We start from the raw sequence: 21638 nt of genomic DNA on the forward strand, positions 1-21638 counted from the left end.
CCAGCTGGCAGAGAAAGACGAAATAAGAGTTTGACCCTGTCAGCTTTTGATTTGGAGGAAGAATATGTTTAAAAGTACATCAAAAAGAGATCGAGAAAAACGGTTGATTATCTTTGCCTTTACGATTATTCCAGTCGCATTGATTTTGACGTTTTCTTACTACCCTCTCTTCAAAATGTTCCAATATAGCTTGCAAGATTGGAACGGCTATAGCACAAATGCTAAGTATGTTGGTTTTGAAAACTATAAAACGGTTTTAACCAATCCAAATTACTTTACTGTATTTAAAACCAGTTTGTATTACTTCATTGCAACCTTTTTCCAATTAGCAGTAGCTCTATTGTTCGCGACCATTCTTTCTTTCAAAGTGAAATTTGCGAATTTGTGGAAAGGAATTCTTTTCTTCCCTTATCTACTAAATGGGGTAGCTATTGGTTTCATTTTCCTTTATTTCTTTAAAGGAAACGGAACCTTGGATACAGTGTTGAAAGCTATCGGATTGGGAGATCAAATCCATCTCTGGCTTGGTGATCGTTCGATCAACAATATTTCTCTAGCCTTTACCTCTGTATGGCGCTATACTGGATTTAACTTCTTGGTCTTCTTAGGAGCGATTCAATCTATCAATCCAGAAGTTTATGAGGCGGCAGAGATTGATGGTGCAAACCGTTGGGATCAGTTCCGTTATATCATTGTCCCTAGTATCCGCAATATCATTTTCTTAAATATTATTTTGGGTGTCAGCGGATCATTAAGCGTATTTGATATCCCTTATATCATGACTGGTGGATCAAATGGAACAACGACCTTTGTGATTCAAACCATTGATACGGCCTTCAAATACAATAAAGTGGGACTGGCATCTGCAATGGCAATTATTCTCCTTGTGATTGTGATTGTTGTCTCGCTCGTTCAAAAAATGGCAACGAATGAAAGGAAGTAAGGAATGAAACAGAAAGTCTCGATAGGGAAGGTCCTTCAATATGTGATTTTGGTGGCAGGAGCCATTGTGGCCCTTCTTCCAATCCTAGTGGTCTTTATTGGATCTTTTAAAACAAACAAAGAATTCCTAAGCAGTGGAGTTTTGGATTTGCCAAAATCATTTGATTTTTCAAATTACAAAACAGCCTTTGTGAATGGCCAAATGCTCTTAGGATTTAAAAACACCTTGTTTATCTTTGTGGTGAGTATGGTTGGGAAATTGACCCTCGCTTCTATGTTTGCTTATGCGATGAGTCGATTTGAGTTCAAGTTGAAAAAACCCATTTTGATGCTCTTTGTTTTGGCTATGTTGATTCCAGGGATCACCAGCCAGGTAGCAACCTTCCAAATCATTAATGGTCTTGGACTATTTAACAAAATCTGGTCAGTTATCCTCTTGAACTTGGGAACAGATGTCATTTCTGTTTATGTATTCTTACAATACTTGGATGAGATTCCTGTTTCCCTTGATGAATCGGCATTTTTAGATGGTGCTAGCTACTTTGGAATCTTCTGGAGAATTATTCTTCCAAACTTAAAAGCACCAATCGTAACCATGTTAATTATCAGTGGAGTCGGTGTCTACAATGACTTCTATAGCCCCTTCTTGTACATGCCAGACCGCAAATTAAAAGTTATTTCAACAGCCTTGTTTGCCTTCAAGGGGCCTTATGGGACAAACTGGCCAGTCATCTTGGCAGGGGTTGTGATTGTCATCCTTCCAATTTTAATCGTCTTCTTATCCCTTCAGAAATATATTTACAATGGGGTTTCTGGGGCTGTTAAGTAGGAGAAACTTCATCTTAGAAAAGGAAATCAAGTATGGTGGAAAAAAGATCCAAACTAAAACAATTGATTGAAAAAATCTATTATGTTGGTAAATTATCTGTTTTGTTTTGGGTTAGTCTCTTTCGAAAGGGATTGGTCTATGCGTGGGTTGCTACCATTCAAAACTGTTTAGAATGCGCCCAAGAACGGTACATAGAAGACGAATCTATCTGGAAATGGTCAGGGAAAAAAAGAGAACAAACCCTTATTACCTATATGATTTCCTTTCTAATGACCCTGACATTTTTCGGAATTTTTGCATCGTGGATGTCCATGATGCGACAAGTAAGCGAGCTTGCGATTACGGCCTTTGTCTTCTCGAGCATCCTTTGGTGTATTCTCTTCTTATTTGCGACTGCTTTGGCCTTAGGCAAGGGAGGAAAAGAAGAGACTAACTTCTCGCTCTTTCGAAAAGATCCCTTGTTTGCTATTACCTTGTTTCTAGGCTTGTGTGCAGGCATTTGGTTTTCACTCACAAAAAATATTATTGGTTGGTTTTTATTTCCAGGTTTGTATTTTTACCTTGTCATCTTGGTGAAAAAGATGAAGGTGCAGTAAGATGATTTTTATTCAGGAAGAACAACAGGTTTTTCATCTTCAAAATAAGTATTTTAGCTATATCTTTCGTGTGATGGAAGAAACAGGGATTTTAGAACAACTCTATGTTGGAAGTCCCATTCCAGAATTGGAAGATTACGAACTCTTTATTGAGCGGGAGATTCGTCCGGGCAATAATTTAGTCGAAGGTAGTCTCTTGACCTCTCTTGAAACCATTAAGCAGGAAATGCCTGTTTTTGGAACAACTGATTTTCGCTATCCAGCGATCGATTTGGAAAGTGAAGCGGGTGACCATGTTTTCCAATTCACCTATCAAGGCTATAGCATAAGGGATGGAAAAGAAGTGTTAGAGGGGCTTCCAGGAAGCTTTGCAGATGCGCCGGATGCCCAGGTATTAACCATCCATCTCAAGGATCGTTATGAAGAACTTTATCTAGACCTTCGCTATACCGTCTTCCAAGATTTGGCTGTCTTGACGCGGCAACAACAAATCAGAAATCAGAGTGGACAAAACTTTAACCTTCATCAATTGGCCTCATTGAGCCTCGATCTTTCAAATGAAAACTATGAATGGCTTCATTTAGACGGAGCATGGGCAAAAGAAGCCCACTTGAAACGGGATAAGATTCACACAGGCGTTCAACAGATCTCAAGTACTCGAGGAGCAAGTAGTCACATGCACAATCCGTTTTTAGCGGTCTGTGAGCCGACGACAACAGAAACACGCGGTCAAGCTTTTGGTTTCTGTCTCCTGTATAGTGGGAATTTCCTTGCTCAAATCGAACGAGATAATTTTGATGTTTTACGGATTCAACTGGGGATCAATCCCTTCCAATTCAAATGGAAGTTGGAGGATGGTGAAAGCTTTGACAGCCCAGAAGCAGTGATGGTCTATCGTCAAGACGGACTAAATGCAATGAGTCAGACCTTCCATCAGTTCTTCCAGAAACACCTTGTTCGTAGTAGCTGGCGAGATACAAAACGCCCAGTTTTATTGAATAATTGGGAAGCAACTTATTTTGACTTTGATGAAGAAAAGTTGCTAGAAATTGCGAGGGAAGCAAAAAATTTAGGGGTGGAACTCTTAGTACTGGATGATGGCTGGTTCGGTGACCGAAATCGAGACGAAGGTTCATTGGGGAACTGGGTGGTCAACCGTAAAAAACTTCCTGGAGGGCTCGAGAAACTTTCGAAAACCCTGCATGATGAAGGACTCTTATTTGGACTGTGGTTTGAGCCAGAAATGGTTTCAAAAGATACTCCATTGTATCAAGAACACCCGGAATGGATCATTGGGCAAGGTCAGAAAAATATTTCGCATGGACGCAATCAGTATATCCTCGACTTTGGGAATCCTCAAGTAGTGGAAGAAATCTTTGGACAAATGGATCAGATTCTTTCTCAAGTGGAAATTGATTACATAAAGTTGGATATGAATCGCTATATTTCAGAAGCCTTCTCCAATCATTTACCAGCTGATCGACAAGGTGAGGTCTGTCACCGTTATATTTTAGGGGTCTATCGCTTGTATGAAAAGCTGATTCAAAAATACCCTCACATCTTAATTGAATCCTGTGCGGGGGGAGGGGCTCGTTTCGATGGAGGTATGTTGTATTATAGTCCACAAATTTGGGCTAGTGATGATACGGATGCTATCGAACGTATTCAAATCCAATCGGGTCTGTCGATGATTTATCCAATTGCCTCTATGGGATCACATGTTTCAGCTGTACCGAATCACCAAGTGGCTCGGATTACGAGTTTGGAGATGCGTAAGAATGTAGCACTGTTTGGTAGCTTTGGCTATGAATTGGACCCAACCAAGCTGGAACCTGAAGAAAAAGAACAAATCAAACTAGATATTAAAGAATACCAATCTTATCAAAACTTAATCTATACAGGAAACTTCTACCGTTTAGAAACAGGAGATTCTAATCGTAAGGCCTGGATGGTGGTTAGTCAAGACCAAAAAGAAGCCCTGGTTGCCCATTATCAAATTTTGGCAGAACCAAATCCCAATTACAAACGTTTGAAATTGCAAGGTTTGCTTGCGGATGGAAAATATCATGTCAGTGAGAAGAGAGTGGATCAAGTACGGACAGGCGCTGATTTAGAAGCGATTGGACTATTGTTGAACCAAAATTATATTGGACGTCAAAATGACTTCTGGTCGCGAGAAATGCCTGGTGATTTTCATTCACGTTTATTTTATCTAAAGATGATAGAATAAGGAAGATCTAGAATAATAAAGAGAGTTGAGTGAGACAATGGAAAAATATAAAGTCATTGCAAATGCAGTTCGAAAGAAAATTATTGAAGGGGAGTATTTGCCTGATCAAAAACTCCCTTCAGAAAAAGAAATGGGTGAGACCTTTCAAGCGAGTAAACTGACCATAAAAAAAGCAATTGATATCCTTGTCTCAGAAGGTTTAATTGTCAAACGTCGTGGATCGGGGACTTTTGTTAAATCACTCTCCATTGAAGAAATGGAACGCTTGATTGTAGATAACCAAATGCGTGGAACCTCTGCCTTTCATCCGGATAAGGAGGTTACCAGTAAAATTCTTCAATATGAAATTGTTCCGGCTACAGAAAAGGTGGCTAGTAAGTTGAATATTCCTATGGACACGCAAGTGTATGAAATTTATCGTGTCCGTTTGGTGAATAAGCAACCAACCGTTATTGAAAAAACCTTTATGCCAGTGTCTATTATTCCTGGATTGAGGAAAACAGATTTGGAAGGCTCCATTTATACGTATATCGAAGATAAATTAGGGTTGTACATTGAAAGTGGGCACCGAACGATTTCTGTACGAAAAGCAAATGACATTGAAGTAGAAGAATTGCAACTGGAGACAGGGGATCCTGTTGGAGTAGCAGAACAGATCGGCTTTTTAAGTAATGGTGCTCCGTTTGAGTATTCAATCAGTGTACACCGCTACGATCAGTTCTCTGTAGAAATGATGGTCAAGCATTAAGAGGAGTGAATCATGGGAATTTTAGCATTTGATATTGGAGGGACAGCTGTCAAATATGCTCTCTATGAGGAGCAGGGGTTAAAAGAAACTTCTTCTTTTCAAACTCCAAAAAACTGGGAAGAAATGAAAGCCAATCTCTATCGGGTCTTTGAAAGTTATGCTGGTAGGTCGATTGAAGGAGTTGCATTTTCAAGTCCCGGAACAGTGGATGCTGTTCTTGGAGAAATCCGAGGGAAAAGCGCTGTTCCTTATCTTCATAATTTTCCTATTCTCAAGGAATTAGAGGACTTGTTTTCTCTTCCCGTATCGATTGAGAATGATGCCAACTGTGCAGCCCTAGCAGAAGTAGAATTTGGCGAGGCAAAAGAGAGTACCAATGCAGCCTTCTTCATCATTGGGTCTGGGATTGGTGGGGCTATCGTGATCAATCGTGAGCTCTATAAAGGAAGCTCCCTCTTCGCAGGGGAATTTGGTTATATGCTTCAAACCGCCAAGGATTCCTTGAGCATGCTGGCTAGCCCAGTGAATGTAGCTGGAACCTATTCAAAAGCAGTAGGCCTTTCACCTTCTATATCAGGAAAAGAACTGTTTGAAAGAGCAGAAAAAGGAGAAGCAGGAGCGATCGAAGCGGTCTGCCACTTGTATGATGAGTTGGCACGTGGCATTTACAACATTTTGTTTGTTTTCAATCCAGATGTGGTGGTCATTGGAGGAGGCATCTCAGTGAGACCAGACCTTTTGGAGAAAGTGGATTCACGTGTGAAGGGGCTATTAGAAGAAAATGGCATAACCGATCTCCCTTATGAGATCAAGATCTGTCGTTTCCATAATGATGCCAATCTCTTAGGAGCTGTTGCGAATTTTAAAAAGAGGGCCTAAAATGAAGATCTTAGAAACAGATCGCCTCGTTTTTTTCGGTGATAGTATTACAGAATGGGGACGAGACCGGAGTCAAGCCTCTGATTTGGGAACAGGGTTTGTCCACTATGTGGGAGAAGCTTTGAAAAAGAAAGTTCCCAACTTGGCTATCTATAACCGGGGCATTGGTGGAGACCATCTTCAAGACTTGCTGAATCGATTGGAGGACTGTACCAGCCTCCACCCCACCAAAGTGGTTTTGCTGATTGGCATCAATGATGTTTGGCATCAGGTAGGGCGGCCAGATTTTGGAAGTCGCGAAATCAATGCAGTATTCGAGTCGAACTACCGGATTTTGTTACAAAAATTGCAGGAGGCGGGTGTCGAAGACATTCTATTGTTGGAACCGTTTGTATTACCATTTCCAGAGGATCGGCTTACTTGGAGAGTTGATTTGGATCAAAAAAGGCAGGTTGTAAAAAAGATGGCCCAGGAATTCAAGTTTGAATGGGTGGCACTGGATCATCTGCTAAATGAAGAAGCTAAATGTGTTGGAGCCCAAGCGTTGACAGGAGAAGATGGCGTGCATCCAACTCCTTTAGGAGCTCGCATCATCGCCAATCAAGTACTTTCCTATCTTGAGGTGATGGTATGATTAATCAAGAATTAGCTTATGAGCAGTGGGGTTCTTATCGGAGCCCTCATCAAAAACCAGCCGATTTTGAGGCATTTTGGCAAAAGGCTAAGCAAGAAGTTGAAAATCTTGGTTTAGCCTTTCAATTAACTCCCTACCCTTTTCCTTCGAAACTAGTGGAAGCCTTCGAATTGCGCTTCCAAGGAGTAGGAAAAGCTGAGATTTATTGTCAATATCTGCGTCCTAAAAATAGTAAGGATAAAAAACTTCCAGCCCTTCTTCAGTTTCATGGTTACCATGTGAGTAGTGGTGATTGGAGTGACAAGGTAGCATTAGCTGCTGAAGGAATCGCAGTAATTGCGTTAGATGTTAGAGGTCAAGGCGGAAAGTCACAGGACCGTTTGGTCACAACGGGTGGAACTTTAAAAGGCCATGTGATCCGTGGTGTGGAGGATGGCCCAAACAATCTGTATTACAAAAAGGTGTATCAGGATCTTTACCAGCTGACGCGCGTCTTACAGCAAATGGAAGAGATTGACCCACAGGAGATCATGACCTATGGAGTTTCACAAGGAGGGGCTCTAGCATTAGTGACCGCTGCTCTAAGCCCATCCATCAAGAAAGCCTTTGTTCAGTATCCGTTTTTAAGCGACTTTCGAAAAGCCTATCAATTGGATCAAGGACAATCGGCCTATGAGGAATTAGCTTATTGGTTTCGATTCCGGGATCCATTACACAAAAACGAGAAAAAATTTTTTGAAACATTAGACTATATTGATATAAAGAATTTTGCGTCATGGATTCGGGCTGACGTATTTTGGGGAATGGGATTGGAAGATCGCATCTGTCATCCCAAATTACAATTTGCAGTATGGAACGAGTTGCAAACGAAGAAAGAATTAAGCTGTTACCCAGAGTATGGTCACGAATACCTACCAGGATTCAGCGATGAAATGAGAAAGAGAATCATAGAATAATAAGGAGATAATGGTGATGAAACAATTTCCAGAAAATTTTTGGTGGGGGGCTGCTACATCAGGACCTCAAAGTGAAGGACGATTTGATAAAAAACATAGCAATATGTTTGACCATTGGTATGACATTGAACCCGAAGCCTTTTATAACTACGTAGGACCGGATACAGCATCCAACTTTTATAATAGCTACGAAGATGACATTGCTAAAATGAAAGAAGTTGGTTTAAACAGTTTACGAACTTCGATTCAATGGACACGACTCATTGATGATTTGGAAACCAATACGGTTGATCCTAAAGGAGTGGACTATTACAATCGCGTGATCGATACCTTCCTTGCAAATGGAATCCGCCCAATCTTTAATCTCCATCATTTTGATTTACCAGTAGATCTCTACCATAAATATGGCGGTTGGGAATCTCGTCACGTTGTCGATCTTTTTGTTGGTTTTGCAGAACAATGCTTCAAGCATTTCGGAGATCGTGTTAAAGACTGGGTTGTCCACAATGAACCAATGGTGGTAGTGGACGGTGAATACCTTTATCAATTCCACTATCCAAAATTAGTGGACGGCAAAAAAGCTGTTCAAGTAGCCTATCACCTTAATTTGGCAACGGCTAAAACGATTGAACGCTACCGTGAAAAAGGATATGATAAAGATGGCGGTCGTATTGGAACAGTTTTAAACTTAACTCCAACTTATGCTGCTTCAGAGGAAAAAGAAGACCAAGATGCTGCTCACTTTGCTGAACTTTGGAACAATAAGATGTTTTTAGAGCCTGCTGTACACGGGCATTTCCCAGAAGAATTGGTTGCTGTTCTGAAGAAGGACGGGGTATTATGGCAAACAGAAGAAGGCGATGAAGAATTGTTCCGAAACAATACGGTCGATTTTCTGGGTGTGAATTTCTATCATCCAAATCGGGTTAAGAGACCAGATATTTCTCCTGATTCTGTTGGAGACTGGATGCCAGGCCGTTACTTTGATAACTATGATATGCCAGGCCGTCGCATGAATATCGACAAGGGCTGGGAAATCTATCCTAAAGCGATCTATGATATTGCTTTGAATGTTCGAGACAATTATAAAAATATTCCATGGTTTGTTTCTGAAAATGGGATGGGAGTCTCACGTGAAGAACGATTTATGGATGAACATGGACAAATTCAGGATGACTACCGGATTAACTTTATCCAAGAACACTTAGAATGGTTACACAAGGGGATTGAAGAAGGTTCTAATTGCTTTGGCTATCACCTTTGGACGCCAATTGATTGCTGGTCTTGGACCAATGCCTACAGAAATCGCTATGGCTTGATTTCGAACAATATTCACACACAAGTGAAGACGATCAAGAAATCAGGTTACTGGCTCAAAGAAGTGATTGAAAAAAATGCGATAAATTAAAAAGAAATAAGAGAAAATAACTTATCTTGCAGATGCTGTTGAGCCTAGCAAGGGCGTTGTTTTCTCTTTTTTAAAAAAATGAGGAAAATCAAATGAAACAAGGGATGAAAAAGCAATTAGTATTAAGTGCAACAGTGGGAGGAATTTTTTTATTTGCTCCAGTTGTATTGGCAGCAGAAGAGCAGAATGCTCCTACCGTTGAGGAGGTTACTGGAAGCAATCAAGTGAGTTCAGAAACGTCTACATTATCAGAAGTAGCTACTTCGCAGGGAATACCAACTGTTACAGCTTCATCATCAGAAAATACAGCGACTGGTCAAACTAGTGAAACTAGGCTACTCGCAATGACAGATGATCAAGCTAGTCAAGAAACCAAAGAATTGTATGCCTACTTAAAAGACCTAAACAAGAAGAAGGATATTTTGTTTGGACAGCAACATGCGCTAGATGAAGGAGTAACGTTGACCTCTGAAGGATCTAGAGCGGGTTCGACAGACTCGGATGTAAAAAATGCTGTAGGAGATTATCCAGCTGTTTTTGGATGGGATACCTTGAGTCTTGACGGCTATGAAAAACCAGGTGTTTCTGGTGATCCTAAACAAAGTATCGCAAATTTGACTCATTCAATGAAGACAGCTCATCAATTGGGTGGGATTATCACCATGAGTACCCATCCTCATAACTTTGTGACAGGAGGAGATTTTAACGATACTTCAGGAAATGTGGTCCAAGAGATTTTACCAGGAGGATCGAAAAACAATCAATTTAATCAATGGTTAGACCGCATTGCAGAGTTAGCTCACAATCTTAAAACAGACGAAGGTAAAACGATTCCAGTTATTTTTAGACCATTTCATGAACAGACCGGAAGTTGGTTCTGGTGGGGGGAAAGTACGACCAATCCAGAACAATATAAAGCCTTGTATCGCTATACAGTTGAATACCTACGAGATCAAAAAGGGGTTCACAACTTCTTATATGCCTACTCACCAGGAGCTGGAAATGACCGTTATTTTAAGACTTATCCAGGTGATGCCTATGTTGATGTGTTAGGAATCGATAGTTACGATGATAAAAACCAACCTGGTTCAGACAGTTATATCCAAGCTTTAAAAAAGGATACAACCATGTTGGTAAAAGAAGCGGAGGCACGAAATAAAATAGCAGCTCTGACAGAGTTTGGTTATAGCGCACAAGGATTGAAGAATACTGGTAATACCTTAGATTGGTATACTCGGATTTTCAATGCTTTACAAAAGGATCCAGCAGCTTCAAAGATTGCCTATATGATGACCTGGGCGAATTTTGGCATGGGAAATAATCTCTATACCCCTTATCGAGATGTCAATGGAAATCTTGGGGGAGACCATGAGTTATTGGCTGATTTCCAAAAATTCTATCAAGATCCTCATTCTGTCTTTTTAAAAGAAGTGGGGACGATCTATGGTACGGGTAAATCATTGCAAACAAGCCCACATATTTCTACACGCTATGTAATACAGCCAGGGAGTGATAGCCTTATCAAGGATCAAACTTTGACTATTGTTGCTAAAGCTAAGACAGAAGATACAAAGGTCACCGCTCGCTTCAATGATCAAGCTCCTGTATCCTTATCTTTAGTCAATGGTTTTTACACTGGAACTATCACACTGCCGGAAAATGTGAAGAGAGAGGTCGCCCACCTTGTATTTGATTATTACCAAGGAGATAAGATTGTTGAAAGTCAGAATTATCGCTTATATATCAAACGAGGAAGCCAACCTCAAGATCCACTAGTCGTGGATGATTTTGAAGATTATTTAGGAGAGCGGGACCTTTTGGAGCGTGCTTACTCATCTAATGGGGATCCTATCGTGATGTCTCTAGAAAAAAGGCAGGGTCAGGATGGTTATCGTCTCGTCTATGATTACCAATTGGATCGAAATGGCTATGCTGGTCGCCAGTTGTCTTTCGATAAGGATTGGTCAGTAGCCAATGCTATTCAATTTGAACTTGATGCAGATCAGCAAAGCAATCGTCATTTGACAGTCCAGATTCAAGTTGGTGGCGTAAGCTTTGAAAAAGACATTGACCTTTCCAATGGAGTTCATGGGCTTGTGACCATCCCTTTGTCAGAGTTTAAGCCAGCTCAATGGGAAAGTCATCAGTCTGCTCAAATCACCAAGGAACGTTTGAAAAAAGTAACGCAATTTGCTCTTTATTTAGGTGGAGATAAAGGAAAAGGGCAATTGAGGATGGATACAATCAAAGCAATCACGGATCCAAATCTTGCTACATTGCCTGAAAAGGAAGCAGACAAGACATATGAAGCGAAACTTTATCCATTTGACCAAGAAAGTACAGATTGGCAAGGAGAAGGACGAACAGTTTCGGATGGAGCCTTACATGCTACCTTAGCTTTAAAGAAAGACGACAAGGCAGAAATAAAGGTGAATCAAATTTCAGATCTTTCCTCCTATGATTGGTATGTTGTACGAGTCAAGGCGAGCCAACCTCTTTCTGCTAAGCTTTTTATCAAAGTTGGGGATAGCTGGCAATGGGTAGATAGTGGGTCTCAAGATCTATCGAAAGATTACAAAGAACTTCGTTTTGATCTATCTAGTATTGAACATCGGGATGCAACGCGAGAAGTCGGAATAGAGTTTTATAAATCTTCTGATGAAGCGGGAGATAGTGAGGTTACAATTGATTATATTGCTTTTGTTAAGAGTCTGGATGAATTGGTAGGCTTGAAACCAAAAGAATTGCCAGAATCACAGCCATCACCACTCCCAGAAAAAGAAGAGTATACAGAGCCTAACAGCCCTGAAGGAGATCCTATAGAGACACAAGCGAAGCCAACCGATGAGAAAGGACAATCTGATTTCAAAGGAGCGACTCAAAGCCCGATCACATCTAAGAAAGAGGAGACGGATAGTCAAAGCCAAGTCTCTAAAGGGACGGTGGCAGATGAAAAAAGTACAGTTTCTAAGGTGATGGAAGTAGAAGAACCCAACTTTGATTCACAAAAACAAGGTCATTCGAAATTGTTACCAAATACAGGTTCTAATCCGTCTCTCTTGGCAATTATTACTGGAATGGTCTTCATAATGCTAGCTGGGTTCATTAAAGTGTTCTATAAAAACGATAAATTCTAGTTTCTAGCTGATATGGTGGAGAGGTAAAACCACTACATAGAGGGGAATTTTACTATACTTTCGATTTAGGGTATACTAGTGTAAAGATCTTATTCCATGGAGGTAGTAAAATGAATCTTAAGTGGAAGAAAAAATACCTGGTACCGATTCTGGGGCTGGTCGGAGCAGCTGTTCTGATCGGAGGAGTCTATCTCTACTCTAGTTCCAACATCCAACCAGACCATCAAAAGGAATTTAAGCAGACCAGCAAGAAGGTCACCAAGCCAAAGGAAAAAGCTATTGACTTGAGTGGTGACTATGTCTCAAATGAACGGGATGAAGCCAAAATCGAGAAAAAAGGCAAGGCCTGGAAGATCGATTACCAAACAGCTGACGGCAAGGTATCCGCTGAATTTAGCACGGATTGGAAGGTCGAAGGATCTAATAAAGTTTCGACAGGCAAGATGAAAAAGTCCGATGGCAATACAGACTTTACAGTCACGGTTCGTGTCTTCAAATACAAGACGGATAAGAAGCCTTTGATTACGGTCACCATGTCTGACAAAAATCCCGACCACGAGATGGTCTTTGCCAATCGGGAGGATTTTTTCAAATCGACAGATCCAAATGATGTCGTCCTTGATGGCAATCTCTCACCGTTTGAAGGTGCTTATTCCAATGATACTTATGAAAAGGAAATCGCAGCTTCCGGTTTTAAACTTTATGGCTATACTCCAGAAGAATATTACCAAAACAAGACCAATGCCTTTCCAAGTATTGTAAATGGGGAGACTGGCTGGACTTTCTGGAGTGGAGGCACTCGGGCAAGTTACTTGTTCAATAAAGAAAAAGAGCCCAAGAAGCGAAAAGGCTATTATGAAGTTTATTTCACAGGGGCAAATGCGACTGCGATCCAAGGGCAGGAGCAAACCTTGTACTTGATCCCAGCGGGTGTGACAGGTCCTGACGGAGTAGCTTCCCAAGAACGTCGGATTCTCTTTGGTGACGTGGCCTACCGTGATTACCATCTAGAGTGGTGGAAAGCCTACCCACAACCGAAAAAAGAGAAAGACTTGGATATTGCGGCCATTAACGGAGGAGACTTCTCTAGCTTAGCTGGAACTTGGCGCAATGGCAAGGGGGCTGAGATCGTCATCCAAGCAGACGGAAAAGTCAAGGGCCAAGGCAGCCTCAAGGCCGTTGCGGACTCAGATAAGAAGAGCAAGATCCCTTATGTTGAACTGAAGATGGGTGAGACCGGTGCGGCGATTGGACTGCTGAAAATTGGCTTCCAAAATCCAGATGGAGATCAGTCTGACACCAGTAAGGCCCGTCTGGTGGTGACTCAATCTGCAGGAAACTACCCAGCTGATCAATATTTCTACCGTCAATAAAAGAGAGTGGGACAGAAATCGGTCATTCGTTAGAATTCGATTTCGTCGTCCCACCTCCGCACAGTTGAGTAGGGCTGTAAAAGCTGATGAAATCAGCGTAGTAGAGCCCACTCAACCACTGCGTCTTGCTCGACAATCCAAAGACAATTGAGAGACTAGGACTTTTGTCCCAGCCTCTTTTTTTCTGCAGGGAAAGGTCGTGGAGGCTAGTAAAAGGTTAGTCCCTAGCATTAAAAGGAAAAAAATGTAAAAAAGGCTTGACAAAGCAAACAAATAGCAGTATTATTAACTAGTTAATTAACTGATTAATAAACTGGTTAATAAAAATAAAAAAGAGGTGAAGGATGAAAAGGAGAAAAATGAAGGTGCTGGGACTCTTGTTCCTCGGTTTCTTTCTGCTTGCAGCTTGTGCTAGTCAAGGAAATGCAGGCAAGCCCCCTTCTAAAAAAGGTCTCAAAATTGTCACGAGTTTTTATCCCATCTATGCTCTGGTTAAGGAAATCTCTGGGGATCAAAATGACATCTGGATGGTTCAGTCCGGTGCAGGGATCCATGATTACGAGCCCTCAACCAAGGAAGTGGCTCAGATCTATGATGCGGATGTATTTGTCTATCATTCTCAGACCCTGGAATCTTGGGCCGGTCGCTTAGATCCCAATCTTCAAGGGTCCAAGTTGCGAGTGATTGAAGGTAGCCAAGGAATGACCCTTGATAAGGTGGCTGGATTAGAGGATGTCGAGGCTGGTCAGGGAAAAGAAGCCAAGCACCTGTATGACCCGCATACCTGGTTGGACCCTGCGAAAATTGCAGAGGAAGGAAAGATTATCGCCCAGCGCTTGGGAGAGATCGATCCAAAGAACAAGGAGCTCTATCAGGCCAATGCTCAAAAGCTTGAAAAGCACTGTGAGGAACTGGTAGCCCACTACCAGCCTCTCTTTGACAAGGCCAAGCAAAAGACCTTTGTGACCCAGCATACGGCCTTTTCTTATCTGGCCAAACGCTTTGGTCTCAAGCAATTGGGGATTGCAGGGATTTCCCCAGAGCAAGAACCGACTGCCCGGCAATTGGCGGAGATCCAGCAGTTTGTCAAAGATTATCAGGTGAAAACGATCTTCGTAGAGAAGCACACGTCGTCAAAGGTGGCAGATAGTATCGCCAAGGCAACAGGGGCGCGTGTCAAGGTCTTGGATCCACTGGAAGCGGATCCGCAAAACGATAAGGATCTATTAGCAAATTTAGAAGAAAATATGGCGAGTTTAGCCAAGGAATTAGAGGAGTAAATCAAGGATGAAGAAAAAGGGAACGATTGGATTGGTAGCAACTTTGGGAATAGGGCTATGTGCCTATGCGCTCAGTCAGCAACCACAAGCTAAGGAAGAGAAAAAGAATCAGATTCAGTATCTACAGGCAGAAAAGAAAGCGTCATCGACTGCCTCCAGCAAAAAGGAAGACAGCATCGAAGCAGTCAATGCCAAGGAAAAGACTCAGGCGGAGCAGATTGTCATCAAAATTACGGATGAAGGCTTTGTCACGTCTCATGGGGATCATTTTCATTACTATAGTGGTAAGGTCCCATTTGATGCCATCTTTAGTGAGGAGTTGATTTTGCGAGATCCAACTTATCAGCTCCAAGAAGCTGATATTGTCAGCAAGGTCAAGGATGGCTATATCATTAAACGCGCTGGGAAATACTATCTCTACTTAAAGGATGCGCAGCATACTGTCAATGTGCGCTCGATCGAAGAGATCGCTCAACAACAAAAAGGAGGCGCTAAAGAAGAAGGGGAAACGGGATCGGTACAGGCGAGCTCCTCGCACAAGGCAGGCAAAACCCGTGACTTCCGTCAACCTAGTCAAGCGCTAAAAGAGGGGAAGACCCTTGAAACGCTGACTGCTAAAAATCATTCAGGAGGAGGCTATCGTACGGACGATGGTTATGTCTTTAGCCCTGGAGATGTCATTTCAGATACAGGGGATGGCTTCATTGTGCCCCATGGTGGACATTACCATTATATTCCAAAGAGTGCCTTATCTGCTGGCGAGTTAGCAGCAGCCCTCTCTGTCCTAGGCGGTCAAAGTGGCCACCAGGCTGGAAGCTCGTACTTAGCTAGCCCAAGTGTAGAAGCAGGTAAGAATCAAGGGACTCCAGATCAAGCCTCTCCAAGCTTAGGAAAACAAGCTAGCAACCAGGTGTCACCAAGTCCAACCAATTCCCATGTGACACCAACGACTTCTAAACCGTCTACATCGAAACCGAGTCCAAACCTGAGCAATCTGATGGAAGAATTGCAAAAAACACCTCTGTCTTCTCGTCATGTGGAGTCTGATGGTTCTGTCTTTGATCCAAGTAAGATCACCAAGTGGACCGATCAAGGAATTGTCTACCCTCACGGGGATCATTTCCACTTTATCCCATACAGCTCCCTATCTCCTTTAGAACGTGAGCTGGCACGGCAATTCCAACTGCTTCGGGCCCAAGGTGCTACTACACCTGCTGAAATAAGTCCAAACCGGCCTTCAAGTCCAAGTACAAAACCAATTGACCATGAGCACGAGCATGAACATGGGGATAGTCACGAGCATGAACATGGGGACAGTCATGATCACGAGCACGAAGAGGAGCACGATCATGGTTTCCATGCAGACATGGTCATCAGTAAGGACGAGGACGGTTACATGGTCGCTCATGGCAACCACGCTCATTATTTCTATAAAAAGGACCTCTCTCCTCAAGAGATTGCAGCAGCAGAGGCAACTCTGGCAGGTAAGAAAGAAGAGGACAAGGGACAGCCACTGACAGATGATGTTGCCAGCTATTCTCGCGATGCCTCAGATGAGGAAAAGATCCAATACATCAGCAAGACCTACGGCGTCCCTCGTGAGGCCATTAAGATTTCCAATGGTTTCTTTGTCTTTAACAATCCAGACCAAGAATACGATCCGACCCACATCCACCCTTATGCCGTTCGTAAGGAACATGTCCGTATCCCACTTGAAACTGGCAATCCTGAACTAGATTTTATCAATGAACTCTATGCAACAGCGCTTCGTTCAGGGATTTCACCTTATAGTCTCCAGATTGAAAATGGCCAGTTTGTCATCCCGCATGGCGATCACAACCACTACATCAAGGTACGTTCAGCAGGACTAGCAGACTACTTAGCCCACCGTCTTCCAACCATCCAATCGCCATATAAAAAAGGAGACTTGGACAAGAAAGTCGTAGAGGATAGGGTCAACCAGCTCTTAGCAGAAAGCCGCAGTCTCTATGCTTCTGATCCATTGCAACAAAGACGGATTGAGCTCATCTTGGGCCACTTCTTGGAAAATGTCAAGAGTTTCCCAAGTAACTCAACAGAGGGCTATCTAGCCAGTCTCAAACAGGTTGATGAGCAGTACATTCATGCGACGCAAGCGATCAAACCAAAAGAAGAGACAGCCCTCGATCGTCGTTACCAGGAATTGCTGGAACAAGTGCGCTTGCTAGACACAGAAGCCTTCCAATTGAAGAAGGAAGAGTTGGTCTCACAACTGCAGGAAGCCTATGCTGCCAAGGACAGCAAGCGTTTAGAGCAGGAAGGGAAGCTATTAGAAGCTGTTCAGGAGATGCAAGATCGGACGGGTGTGACCTCGGTCGACTATCTCAAGTACTTCTATCAAAGCTTGAGCGATGCGCGCTTGACACCAGAACTGCGCACCAAGGCGGCAGATCTAGCTTTGAAACTCTATCGAGCCCAAGCATTTGAAGAAGCCTGGGATGCTAAGGCTCACTTTATGGAACTCTACCAAACCAAGCAGGCAATTGACCAGCTCTTCTCTCAAGAGAAAGGCCAAACCTATCCTATTGAAAAAACAGTTTTGGATCAAAAAGGAAGTCAGGCCCCATCTTATAACTTAGCAGTCTATGATTTCCTCAAGGGCTTATATGGAGAGTTGGACAAGGCGACAGAATCCCGTCAACGAACCAACATCCTGACAGCCCTCTCAGAGCAAATCCAGTCGCTCTTGCCACAAGTCGAAGACCAGGCCAAACGAACTGCCTTTGAAGCAAGTTTGGCTCAACTTGGAAATGAGACGGATCCAGACAAGGCTATTGCAAGTGGACAAGCTCTGTTACGCGAAATCAGTGACACCATTGAAAAGCAAAAACAAAAGCAAACAGAAGAGCCTCAGATTGGGGATGTCGCCCTTTATCAACAGCTCTATAACCAATTGATGGCCCTGCACCAACAATTGCAGGACAAGGGGGCTAGTGATGCTGTATTTGACCGCTTAGAAGCTCTCTTTGACCAATTGGCTAATCCAAAGAGTGACAAGTCAGCCTTACTACAGGCTATCCAAGCCTTTCAGGCAGAGTTAGCAGCAGTGCCATCTGCAAGCGAAGCGGGGAAACCAGCTAGCATGGTCGAAACGCCTGTAGCTACAGAAACTCCGGTAGAAAAAGAAGCAGCAGCTTCAGCAGGGAACAAACTTGCCACAACTGAGACAGAAACAGAGCTTGCAAGCCCAGCTTCCATAGAAGAAGGCACGCCAGATGCTCCATCTTCTCAGGACCAATAGAAAATAGAAAATCATCTGAAAGACATTTCAGATGATTTTTGCGTTCTAGTGAATAGAAGAGGTGGTCTCTTTTTTCAGTTGTTGAGTCTCAATCTTTGTGCTCAAGGAGCAGAGGTGAGGAGGACTCGACTGCTTTTTTTCACTTAAAAAATGCTGCCATTTGAACCAGAATGCGGGGAACCGTCTGCCATTTTTTCCAAGCTTGGACACGGGTATCGAGGAGTTGCTTGGCTAGACGTTCCAGCATTTCCCTTTCTGTAGGATCTAGGTCTTGAGCATTTTGAAAGATCTCTTTGATCTTGGAGAAATTTTTCAAGTTCCTCAAATCATTGATTGAAGTAATGCCTGCATCTAAGAAGAGGCCGAAGAAGGTATCAAAGAACTTCTTGCGCTCATCCGCCGATGTTTCGCGAACCCACTGCTTCAAGGTCTCGACGGTCTGCTGGCTATCGGGACTGGTTTGATCTAGGGTCACAAATTTATCTTTCTCAATCATCCAAGTAAAAGCGTCATGCTGGACAAAGCCACCAAAAGCTCGGCTTTTGACAATCGTAGCAGGCTCAGGGACTTCTAGCATCATGCCGACGATGGATCCTTGGGGGACAAAGCGACGAATGTTTGGGGATGTCCGCTGGTAGCCTTCGGTCTCGATAATGGCTCTGTTGAGGCCAGGAGCATCGTAGCTGTAGATGGCATCGACCCGTTCAAACAGACGATTTGGAAGGTAAGAGCAGGCATAGGTTGCGAGATTGCCCCCTTTGGAGTGACCGGCTACTAAGAAGCGCCCTTTAGGAAATTCCTTCATGACGTTTTGCAGGTAGCTGGCTGCGCGCCTCTGAGCTGGGACATGGTCCATATAGGTCATGTGGAAGTCTTCCTTCCAGCCGATCAAGGTGTCATCCGTCCCTCTGAAGACGACTAAATAAACATCCATGGTAAGACGATAGGTCATAGCCGCAAACTGCTTCTGAACATCGGGGTCATATTCGTTGACATAGTTGAGGAGTTTGATGTTTTTAAAACGCTTTGAACTAGCTAAGTCATCGACTAATTGCAGGTGTTGGTCTGTCACGATGAAATCGGTGGTTCGATCGACTAGCTCTGCTGCATCAGACAGGCGCACTGGAATCCCTGTTGTATCTCCTTGAGGCACAATGTGTCCAAAGGGCAGATAGGTCAGCTCTGTCAATGCGAGGACATCCAGCTCCTTGAAGGGGCGGTCATATATGGAATCGTAAGTCACTTCTTTTAGGTAATCAAAAATCGTCGACATCTGTGCCTCCCGTGTCTTATTTCTCTCAGTATAGCACAAAAATGGATGGAGAAAAAGCGCCTCCCATCAAGAAAGTAGGCCTTAGCTCTTCTTTCCCTCTGAAACAGCCTTTTTCTCTGCTGTTTAATCTGTTATAATAGGAAGAAGAAAAAAAGAAGGAAAGAAAGCCATGCATAAAATTCTCTTAGTGGAAGACGATGAAATTATCCGCCAACAGGTCAAACAATTATTGGAACAATGGGGCTATGAAGTGGTCGCAGTCGAGGATTTTATGGATGTCCTCGGGATCTTTGTCGAAAGTGACCCCCACTTGATCCTCATGGATATTGGCCTGCCTCTCTACAATGGTTACCACTGGTGCCAGGAGATTCGTAAGGTTTCAAAGGTTCCGATCATGTTTCTTTCTTCACGGGATCAAGCCATGGATATTGTCATGGCCATCAATATGGGTGGAGATGACTTTGTCACCAAGCCCTTTGACCAAAATGTCCTCCTTGCCAAGGTCCAAGGACTCTTGCGTCGCTCTTACGAATTTGGGACAGATCAAAATCTGCTAGAGCACCGGGGAGCCATCCTCAATCTCAAGTCCACGGACTTGGTGTATGAAGGGGAAGTCATCAAGCTGACCAAGAATGAATTTCAGATCCTGCGCGTCCTGTTTGAGCATGCAGGCAGTATCGTGGCGCGCGATGACATGATGAAAGAACTCTGGAATAGCGACTTCTTTATTGATGACAATACCTTGTCTGTCAATGTGGCCCGCCTTCGCAAGAAACTAGAGGAGGCTGGCTTGTCAAACTTCATCGAAACCAAGAAAGGCATCGGTTACGGGTTGACCCATGAATAAATTTGGAACGATCTTCTGGCAGTATGTGGTATCCCGCAGGCGCTTGCTCTATCTAGTGCTTATCTTTTTGATCGTCGATTTGGTCTTTGCCTATCTCTTTCCAGAGACGGGGAATGTGTTCCTCTATGCGACTCTAGTACTAGGCTTTTTTAGCCTCTGTGTCTTGGTCTGGGATTTCGTCATAACCTTTCAAGACTATCGCAAAGTAGCCCTGTATGAGGAAATAGAAGTTGCTTCGCCTTTGGAACATCTCCTTTATGAAAAATACACGGAAGAACAGCAGGCGCGCTTGGAGGAAGGGAAGACAGCTCAGGCCAAGTTCAATGACCTGATGGACTACTATACCCTCTGGGTTCACCAGATTAAGACGCCCATTGCGGCCAGCCAGCTCTTGGTGCAAGATGTCGAGACACCCATTGTCAAGCAGCAGATGGAGCAGGAGCTTTTCAAGATTGACTCCTATGCCAATCTGGTTTTGCAGTACTTGCGACTGGAGAGTTTTCATGATGATCTGGTCTTAAAGCGCGTGTTGGTAGAAGATTTGGTCAAAGAAGTAGTCCGCAAGTACGCCCTCTTTTTTATCCAAAAGAACTTGACCGTGGATCTGCATGATTTGGAAGAGGAGGTCATCACCGATCGTAAGTGGCTCCTGGTCATTATCGAGCAGCTCTTGTCCAATAGCCTCAAGTACACCAGTACCGGTGGAATTGAAATCTATTTTAAAGACCAGACTCTCTATATAAAAGATAGCGGGATTGGGATCAAAAATAGTGATGTGCTCCGCGTCTTTGAGCGGGGCTTCTCCGGCTACAATGGCCACCTGACCCAGCAATCTTCAGGGCTGGGGCTCTATCTATCTAAGAAAATCGCAGAGCAATTGGGCCACAGGATCACCCTCCACTCAGAGGTCGGCCAAGGCACGACGGTTGCCATTCACTTTGAAGAGAAGAAGTTGGTCATGGATTAAGATTTCCCCATCTTACAAAAATGTAAGAAATAAAGGTCAAAATGAAAGGTTAGGTTATGGTAGCCGCCTTTTATTTTTTATACAATAGTCTCATCAAATGAAGGAGGTCAAGAAAATGAAACTCTTGAAATGGATGAAACAACTCAAAAAGACTGAGAAACCAAGTAACCAAACCGATCTGGAAAAGGTAGAATTTGGTCGCCAAGTATTACACCAAACTCAAGAATTTTTCTTGATCTACTAGTAAAAGGAGAAAATC

Annotated in this window: 17 protein-coding genes; 16 read left to right on the plus strand and 1 reads right to left on the minus strand. The window is 43.1% G+C overall.

Annotation, left to right across the window (positions count from 1 at the left end; translation table 11 throughout):
* The first annotated feature begins 64 nt into the window (after positions 1-64).
* The 13 genes from I2F76_RS00515 to I2F76_RS00575 all read left to right on the plus strand — a co-directional run bounded on the left by I2F76_RS00515 (position 65) and on the right by I2F76_RS00575 (position 18292).
* Positions 65-943, plus strand: coding sequence for a carbohydrate ABC transporter permease (locus I2F76_RS00515; protein ID WP_070659970.1), 879 nt, complete (start codon positions 65-67; stop codon positions 941-943).
* 3 nt (positions 944-946) lie between these two features.
* Positions 947-1771, plus strand: coding sequence for a carbohydrate ABC transporter permease (locus tag I2F76_RS00520; protein ID WP_070659973.1), 825 nt, complete (start codon positions 947-949; stop codon positions 1769-1771).
* Positions 1772-1803: 32 nt separating this feature from the next.
* The gene (locus tag I2F76_RS00525) at positions 1804-2367 is read left to right on the plus strand and encodes a hypothetical protein (RefSeq protein WP_070659976.1); all 564 of its coding nucleotides are present in this window, start codon (positions 1804-1806) and stop codon (positions 2365-2367) included.
* Position 2368: 1 nt separating this feature from the next.
* Entirely contained in the window at positions 2369-4597 is a 2229-nt protein-coding gene (locus I2F76_RS00530) for an alpha-galactosidase (protein WP_070659980.1), read from the plus strand.
* Positions 4598-4634: 37 nt separating this feature from the next.
* A complete protein-coding gene (locus I2F76_RS00535; protein ID WP_195487015.1) occupies positions 4635-5345 on the plus strand; it encodes a GntR family transcriptional regulator in 711 nt (236 codons plus the stop codon).
* Between the two features lie 12 nt (positions 5346-5357).
* The gene (locus I2F76_RS00540; protein WP_195487016.1) at positions 5358-6224 is read left to right on the plus strand and encodes an ROK family protein; all 867 of its coding nucleotides are present in this window, start codon (positions 5358-5360) and stop codon (positions 6222-6224) included.
* Position 6225: 1 nt separating this feature from the next.
* On the plus strand, positions 6226-6858 hold the full coding sequence (locus tag I2F76_RS00545; protein ID WP_195487017.1) for an SGNH/GDSL hydrolase family protein: 633 nt from the start codon (positions 6226-6228) through the stop codon (positions 6856-6858).
* Positions 6855-7814 carry an acetylxylan esterase gene (locus I2F76_RS00550; protein WP_195487018.1) on the plus strand — a complete coding sequence of 320 codons (960 nt, stop codon included), beginning with the start codon at positions 6855-6857 and terminating at the stop codon, positions 7812-7814. The genes I2F76_RS00545 and I2F76_RS00550 overlap by 4 nt, the downstream gene beginning before the upstream one ends.
* A 16-nt stretch (positions 7815-7830) precedes the next feature.
* A complete protein-coding gene (locus I2F76_RS00555) occupies positions 7831-9222 on the plus strand; it encodes a glycoside hydrolase family 1 protein (protein WP_141751189.1) in 1392 nt (463 codons plus the stop codon).
* Between the two features lie 92 nt (positions 9223-9314).
* The gene (locus I2F76_RS00560) at positions 9315-12359 is read left to right on the plus strand and encodes a glycosyl hydrolase (RefSeq protein WP_070659996.1); all 3045 of its coding nucleotides are present in this window, start codon (positions 9315-9317) and stop codon (positions 12357-12359) included.
* A gap of 110 nt (positions 12360-12469) precedes the next feature.
* A complete protein-coding gene (locus tag I2F76_RS00565) occupies positions 12470-13732 on the plus strand; it encodes a DUF6287 domain-containing protein (protein WP_195487019.1) in 1263 nt (420 codons plus the stop codon).
* Positions 13733-14076: 344 nt separating this feature from the next.
* A complete protein-coding gene (locus I2F76_RS00570; RefSeq protein ID WP_195487020.1) occupies positions 14077-15012 on the plus strand; it encodes a metal ABC transporter solute-binding protein, Zn/Mn family in 936 nt (311 codons plus the stop codon).
* Positions 15013-15019: 7 nt separating this feature from the next.
* Positions 15020-18292 (plus strand): pneumococcal-type histidine triad protein, encoded by a 3273-nt coding sequence (locus I2F76_RS00575; protein WP_195487021.1) that lies wholly within the window; start codon positions 15020-15022, stop codon positions 18290-18292.
* Positions 18293-18431: 139 nt separating this feature from the next.
* On the opposite strand, the gene I2F76_RS00580 is transcribed toward I2F76_RS00575, so the two are convergent.
* On the minus strand, positions 18432-19565 hold the full coding sequence (locus tag I2F76_RS00580; protein ID WP_195487022.1) for a DUF2974 domain-containing protein: 1134 nt from the start codon (positions 19563-19565) through the stop codon (positions 18432-18434).
* Positions 19566-19734: 169 nt separating this feature from the next.
* On the opposite strand from I2F76_RS00580, the gene I2F76_RS00585 reads away from it, so the two are divergent.
* The 3 genes from I2F76_RS00585 (at position 19735) to I2F76_RS10645 (ending at position 21623) form a co-directional block, all read left to right on the plus strand.
* On the plus strand, positions 19735-20412 hold the full coding sequence (locus tag I2F76_RS00585; protein ID WP_003006080.1) for a response regulator transcription factor: 678 nt from the start codon (positions 19735-19737) through the stop codon (positions 20410-20412).
* Positions 20405-21379: a sensor histidine kinase gene (locus I2F76_RS00590; RefSeq protein ID WP_155171457.1), complete on the plus strand. Its 975-nt coding sequence runs from the start codon at positions 20405-20407 to the stop codon at positions 21377-21379. Before I2F76_RS00585 ends, I2F76_RS00590 begins: the two co-directional genes overlap by 8 nt.
* Before the next feature lie 115 nt (positions 21380-21494).
* On the plus strand, positions 21495-21623 hold the full coding sequence (locus I2F76_RS10645; protein WP_023917509.1) for a hypothetical protein: 129 nt from the start codon (positions 21495-21497) through the stop codon (positions 21621-21623).
* Positions 21624-21638: the final 15 nt, after the last annotated feature.

The sequence above is a fragment of the Streptococcus parasanguinis genome, assembly GCF_015557775.1.
Taxonomy (GTDB): Bacteria; Bacillota; Bacilli; order Lactobacillales; family Streptococcaceae; genus Streptococcus; species Streptococcus parasanguinis_AA.

What these genes read in the sequence shown, in the direction of transcription:
- I2F76_RS00515 (WP_070659970.1), top strand. Translation starts at nt 65, where the DNA reads ATGTTTAAAAGTACATCAAAAAGAGATCGAGAAAAACGGTTGATTATC.
- I2F76_RS00520 (WP_070659973.1), top strand. Translation starts at nt 947, where the DNA reads ATGAAACAGAAAGTCTCGATAGGGAAGGTCCTTCAATATGTGATTTTG.
- I2F76_RS00525 (WP_070659976.1), top strand. Translation starts at nt 1,804, where the DNA reads ATGGTGGAAAAAAGATCCAAACTAAAACAATTGATTGAAAAAATCTAT.
- I2F76_RS00530 (WP_070659980.1), top strand. Translation starts at nt 2,369, where the DNA reads ATGATTTTTATTCAGGAAGAACAACAGGTTTTTCATCTTCAAAATAAG.
- I2F76_RS00535 (WP_195487015.1), top strand. Translation starts at nt 4,635, where the DNA reads ATGGAAAAATATAAAGTCATTGCAAATGCAGTTCGAAAGAAAATTATT.
- I2F76_RS00540 (WP_195487016.1), top strand. Translation starts at nt 5,358, where the DNA reads ATGGGAATTTTAGCATTTGATATTGGAGGGACAGCTGTCAAATATGCT.
- I2F76_RS00545 (WP_195487017.1), top strand. Translation starts at nt 6,226, where the DNA reads ATGAAGATCTTAGAAACAGATCGCCTCGTTTTTTTCGGTGATAGTATT.
- I2F76_RS00550 (WP_195487018.1), top strand. Translation starts at nt 6,855, where the DNA reads ATGATTAATCAAGAATTAGCTTATGAGCAGTGGGGTTCTTATCGGAGC.
- I2F76_RS00555 (WP_141751189.1), top strand. Translation starts at nt 7,831, where the DNA reads ATGAAACAATTTCCAGAAAATTTTTGGTGGGGGGCTGCTACATCAGGA.
- I2F76_RS00560 (WP_070659996.1), top strand. Translation starts at nt 9,315, where the DNA reads ATGAAACAAGGGATGAAAAAGCAATTAGTATTAAGTGCAACAGTGGGA.
- I2F76_RS00565 (WP_195487019.1), top strand. Translation starts at nt 12,470, where the DNA reads ATGAATCTTAAGTGGAAGAAAAAATACCTGGTACCGATTCTGGGGCTG.
- I2F76_RS00570 (WP_195487020.1), top strand. Translation starts at nt 14,077, where the DNA reads ATGAAAAGGAGAAAAATGAAGGTGCTGGGACTCTTGTTCCTCGGTTTC.
- I2F76_RS00575 (WP_195487021.1), top strand. Translation starts at nt 15,020, where the DNA reads ATGAAGAAAAAGGGAACGATTGGATTGGTAGCAACTTTGGGAATAGGG.
- I2F76_RS00580 (WP_195487022.1), bottom strand. Translation starts at nt 19,565, where the DNA reads ATGTCGACGATTTTTGATTACCTAAAAGAAGTGACTTACGATTCCATA.
- I2F76_RS00585 (WP_003006080.1), top strand. Translation starts at nt 19,735, where the DNA reads ATGCATAAAATTCTCTTAGTGGAAGACGATGAAATTATCCGCCAACAG.
- I2F76_RS00590 (WP_155171457.1), top strand. Translation starts at nt 20,405, where the DNA reads ATGAATAAATTTGGAACGATCTTCTGGCAGTATGTGGTATCCCGCAGG.
- I2F76_RS10645 (WP_023917509.1), top strand. Translation starts at nt 21,495, where the DNA reads ATGAAACTCTTGAAATGGATGAAACAACTCAAAAAGACTGAGAAACCA.